The following is a 5,741-nucleotide window of genomic DNA, read 5'->3' as shown; positions in this document are numbered from 1 at the left end:
CAATTGACAAAGAAATTTCAGTTTTATCATTTTTCTGAAAGTTATCTGTTCCAGATGCCTGATTAGATGCTGCAAAATCTACTGTTGAACCACTAGTTACACTTACAAAGAAACCTTGTCCAGGAGCTATTGTAAAGTTGTCTTCTGCAGTTCTTGCTGTATAACCTGCTCCATCAGTCCAAGTCCATATTTGTCCAGTAGTATTTGTATTTGCATTTAAAAAAGTTTGGCTACTCATGTAAGCAGTATAAGGGTTACCTAATAAATTAAATCCACCATCATCAGTACCTACAGATACACCATTTACATCACTAGTATTTATAGTTCCTGTAAAAGAAACAGTACCAGTGGAAGCTCTTTTCATTGAATATCCCGTACCAGAAGTAGAAGAAATACTTCCACTAGGTGATTGAAGGTAAGTCCAAGTATTTCCAGTAGTATTATAGGAAGCCACTCCTAAATTAGTGCTAGTTCCAGAAGCAATATCATTATTTGTTGCAAATGTATTATCAAAGGTTTCACCAGCAACAGGAGAACTTACTAAATGCCATCCATTAGTATTTCCAGAAACAAAATTTAGTGTTCTGTTGTAAGTAACATTTCCTGTTGATGTGCCTCCAACAATCATAGAAGATCCTGAGCTAATGTTTATTGTTCCGCTTACTTTTAAGTCATTTGTAATACTCACATTATTCTCAATATTAACAGTACTACCTGAATGAACATCTAAATAAGGAATGGTTATATCAGAGTTAGAAGCAACTGTGCTATTCCCTGTAATAGTATATTTACTTTCTATATTTAAGTTATTAAAACCAAAATTTTGTCCACCACCTTGATTGGTCGACTGAAATTTTATACTATTTATTCCAGAAATTGTATTATTTGGACTAAAATTATTTCCACTAGCAGAACCAAAAGTATAAGAATATGTGCCATCTTCGTTGTAAGTAAAGCTAAAAGCTAAACTAGTATTTGCAGCATAAGGCTGGGCAATAGCAAAATCACTTCCACCGTCATTTAATTGCCAATCAGAGGTGCCACCAACAAATTTTAATGTAAACACAACAACGCCGTCGTCTAAAAGTTGAAGAAATACTTCACCATTGATTGTAGTAGTATGTCCAATATTTACAGAAATTGTTTCCCCTCTTTTTAAATCTGACAAAAAGGTTCTTTCAGCAGCTGAAAAATTACCTGCATTTTCAGAAAAAAGCCCAAAGCTATCCGTACCTTGTCCTGTTCCTCCAATATATCTACCAGCGTTATTAGCACTTTGAGTGAGTGTCCAATTTCCAAATCCAGTTCCTAAATTGCTTCCATCTAACCATGTTCCAGAGGTATAATCACTACCACTATCTGATGCAATATTAAAAGTGTCTGTACCTAATTGAGCATAGTTAGTAGCACTTACAAAAAGCGATAAAAATAAAATACTCAATCCTTTAATAAAATAATTTTTTTTCATGTGTTCTTTTTTAAGATTAGTTAATAATTAATTTTTGGGTTATCATTTTATTCATGTCATTTTTTATTCTAACAAAATAAACACCCGATTTTAAATTAGTTACAGAAAATACATTTCTGATGATATCGCTTTTTGAAAACTGTTTTACTTTTTTACCTGTAATGTCGTAAACACTTAGGTTTTTAATTGCTTTAGAAATCGAAAAAGATTGTGTTGTTGGGTTTGGATAAATGCGTACACTGCTTTCAGATATCAATGCATCAGTAGAAAGTGTTGCTTTTTGGTTACCAAAAATCCTAAACTCACCAGGTTGTAAAGTTATACTTGCTGCAGAATAGGTGGTGTTTCCAGTTGGGTCCATTAAGTCAACCCAATCACCTGTTAAAGGAAAGTTGGTGTCTATGGTCTGTGCTACAACATCAAAGTTTGCTAAAACAATAATGTTTCTTAATTCAGTTTCTGGAATATTTGTATTATAAATATCTATTCTAGGTGTTAAAGTACCAGAAGAGATGGTGTAATCACCTTCAAAAACAGGTAAAGAAGTTTTTAATAAGTTTATTCTAGCCCAATCATCATAAACCATTTTTCTGTTGGCATTTGTAAGCCAATTATTAGCCCATTGAGGTTGTGGTTTTGTAGCTAATTTACAGTCTCCATCTGTACCTCCAGGTTCGTTTACAGTTCCATCATCACAAGTAAAAATAGAATTTTCCATTCCTAAATCACCAAAATGCCAAATCATTTTTGGACCTGGAATAGTTAAGGTAACAGCTCCTAAAGCAGACATTCTAGATAAGGAAGTGTTTAAATCTCTTACATTGTGTGAAGCTGTAGAATTATTACCAAATGCTAAATTTTTATACATTAAACGTTCTTCATCATGGCTTTCTGCATAACCTAAAAGTCTTGGCTGATTAAAGCCTCTACTTTTATGCCCCATTCTATTAAAGTTCTTATTGCCAGAGGTACCCATGGTAAGTTCATTGTACTCATTTGTCATTTTACCCCATAACATTATTCCATCTTTGTAATTTGCCCATTGTTGTTCTTCATTATCAGAACCTAAGTGTTCAAAAATTACATAATGATCATTGTCTAAACTCCATGAGTAATCTGCGTAAGATTTTAAAACATCAACTCTATCTTGTTGATAAGCGTTTGTACACCCTTCATCACTGCCAGAACAGTTTTGAGTAAATCCTTTGGTTAAATCCCAACGAAAACCATCAATTTTAAAATCTTCAATCCAATGTTTAATAACACGTTTTGAATATTCTTGAGTTAGTAAACTTTGATGATTAAAGTCTGAACCTACATTGTAGCTATGTCTAGAAAACTCATTAAAATATGGGTTTTCAGAATTTGGTTCACCCCAACCATCATTATCAGGATCATTCATCCACATTCTAACTAATGGGCTTCTACCAAAAGCATGATTTAAAACTACATCTAAGATTATGGCAATACCATTTTGATGGCATAGGTCAATAAATTCTTTTAATTTATCTTCGGTTCCGTAAAATTTATCTAATGCTGTATGAAATGAAGTATTGTATCCCCAACTTTCATTACCTTCAAATTCCATAACAGGCATCAAATGAATAGCATTGATGTTCAGGTCTTTAAAATAGTCAATTTTATCAATTAAATCTTGATAGTTTCGGTCTTGGTCAAAATCTCTTACAAGCACTTCATAAACAATTAAATCTTCTTTTTTAGGTTTTTGAAAGTCGGTAACTTGCCAATTATATTCAGATTGTCCGGTTTGTAAAACAGTGACTTCTCTTTCTTGTCCAGTAGGATAAGCAGGCATATTTGGATATGTTTCTTCAGATATCCAAGGATCATCATAAGGAGATAAAACTAAAAAAGAAAAAGGATCAGCAGTTTTTACTAAACTAGGAGAGTTTGCTGCAGGCGATTGATCAAATACCCAATATTGATAAGTTTCAATCTGTCCTGATGTTAAATTTGACAACTCTAACCAAAATTTTCCTGTAGCAGGATCTTTTTTCATGTTGTAATCATCTGTTGGAGCATAGTTGTTAAAACTACCTGCAACTTGTATAAAATCTTTACCAGGAGCATTTAAAACTAACACAGCTTTTGTTGCATCAGCTAAATAATTGATACCATCTACCATACCAGCTGGCATTGCTTCATTTACAACATTAGGCACAACAATAACATTAAATTTAGCATCACCTGTTTCTGTTGAGCCATTTGGTGTCCCAACGATTTTTACTTCACCACTTTCTGTAATGTTAGTTATATTAGCTAAACATGCAGGAAAACCACAAGTTGTTGTAGCTACTGAAACATCATTGTAAAATACTTCAATAGTACTCATAGGTATAGGATTACCTTGAAAAATTACGGTAGCATTAACAGATAAATTATCACCTGAATTTACAACAACCAATTCTGTAGAGGGTGTTGTTATATTAACCTGTACAGAACCAATAGGGAAAATAAAGTCCTCACAAGAACCGCCATCATTTAACTTTAATTCTTGGCTGCCATCTTCGTTTCTAAAAACCATACCTATTTGTGTGGCAGTTTCAATTTGAGTTTGCGTTAAGGTAAAATAGTTCTGTGGAGTAATTGTAATACTATAAGTTCCATCTCCATTTGATGTCATTTCTCCAACTTCATCATCTTGCCCCCAATTACCAATAACATTAAAGCCAAAAGCATTGGCATTGTTTCCAATACCTGCATGCATATATACTTTTGCAGGATTACTTAATCCATTACAACTGCTTGAAGCATTAATGTCTACTGTAAAAGTTACAGGTTCATTCATTTCTATGGCATTAACATCAAAAGTAACTTGAGCTATTGAGGTTAAGGGAATTAGAAATAAACTAAAAAGAAGTATTTTTTTTAGCATATATGTATTTTTTTAAAAAAGGCCATAGAAAAAAATTCTATGACCTTTTTGATTAATTCTAATTATTTAATTTATTGTAATTGTTTTATTTACAGTATCTACTGTTAACGCGAAAGTACCAGCAGTACCTATAAAGCTGAAATTATTATCACCATCCATTGCGTCTTCAAAATTACTATCAATGGTATAACCTTCTCCAACGTAATAAGGGAAATTTAAACCTGTTCCCCAATCACCTTCTACAGTAAAGAATCTAAAAGCTTCATTAGTTAATGTAACTTCTCCAGAATAAACTCCATTTCCAGAACAAGGAAGTGCTGTTGGAGCATCCCAACCCCAACCTCCTGGAGTTGCAGCACCTACTAACCAAAGTTGGTCATTTTCACAGTTTTTCTCTGATCCAATATAAATAGATTTTTTATTTGTATCAATTGTAAGAGTAACTGTTCCTGGAGTTCCAATATAACTAAAGTTGTTATCTCCATCCATTGCATCTTCAAAATTGCCATCTATGGTATAACCTTCTCCAACATAATAAGGGAAATTTAGTCCAGAACCCCAATCACCTTCAGCTGTAAAAAATCTGAAAGCTTCGTTTGTAAATGTAACTTCTCCTGAATATAGTCCTGCACCAACACAAGGTAAAGCTGTTGGAGCATCCCAACCCCAGCCTCCTGGAGTAGCAGCACCAACTAACCATAATTGGTCAAATGCACAAAATGAAATTGGATCAGTTAGTGTAATTGTCTTGGCAACAGTATCTATCGTTAAGCCATATTCTCCAGGAGTTCCATTAAATTTAAAGTTGTTGTCTCCATCTAAAGCATCTTCAAGTCTACTGTCTATAGTATAACCATCATTTCCATAAAAAGGGAAGTTTCTACCAGAGCCCCAATCTCCTTCAACAGTAAAGAATCTAAAAGAATCATTGGTAAGGTTGATATTACCTTCATATTTTCCAGTTCCTGTACAACTAATTTTAACTGGAGAACCCCATCCCCAACCAGCGTCTACAGCACCAGCACCAACTACCCAAAGTTGATCAAAGTTACAATTTGGACCAACAACAGGAGGGCCTAACGTTATAACTTTATTTTGAGTATCAATTTCGATAAAATATTCTCCAGCTGCTCCTGTAAATAAGAAGTTGTTATCACCATCCATAGCGTCTTCAAAGTTGCTATCTATTGTGTAGTTTCTATCTGAAAAGTAAGGAAAGTTAAAACTAGGTGAATCCCAAGTTAAAGATGCATCAGTAAAAAATCTAAAGTTACCACCATTATCTGGAGATAAGTTAATGTTACCAGACCAAGTTTTTCCTTGTAAAACCAATTCTACTGGAGAATCCCATCCCCAACCAGCATCTACAGCACCAGC

General features: G+C 33.7%; 2 protein-coding genes and 1 pseudogene. All 3 read right to left on the bottom strand.

Annotation, left to right across the window (positions count from 1 at the left end; all coding sequences use genetic code 11):
- Nucleotides 1–1,468, bottom strand: a pseudogene (locus ACTG3V_RS14840) (hypothetical protein); the annotation flags it as partial.
- Between the two features lie 16 nt (nt 1,469–1,484).
- Entirely contained in the window at nt 1,485–4,364 is a 2,880-nt protein-coding gene (locus tag ACTG3V_RS14835; protein ID WP_439132957.1) for an alpha-amylase family glycosyl hydrolase, read from the bottom strand.
- A gap of 66 nt (nt 4,365–4,430) precedes the next feature.
- Nucleotides 4,431–5,741 (bottom strand): hypothetical protein (locus tag ACTG3V_RS14830; protein ID WP_439132956.1); only part of this gene is annotated, 1,311 nt, incomplete at its 5' end.

It is taken from the genome of Polaribacter sp. (genome assembly GCF_965660385.1).
Taxonomy (GTDB): domain Bacteria; phylum Bacteroidota; class Bacteroidia; order Flavobacteriales; family Flavobacteriaceae; genus Polaribacter.
The sequence above is the reverse complement of the archived record's forward strand: the minus strand, read 5'-3'. Positions and strand labels throughout refer to the sequence as shown.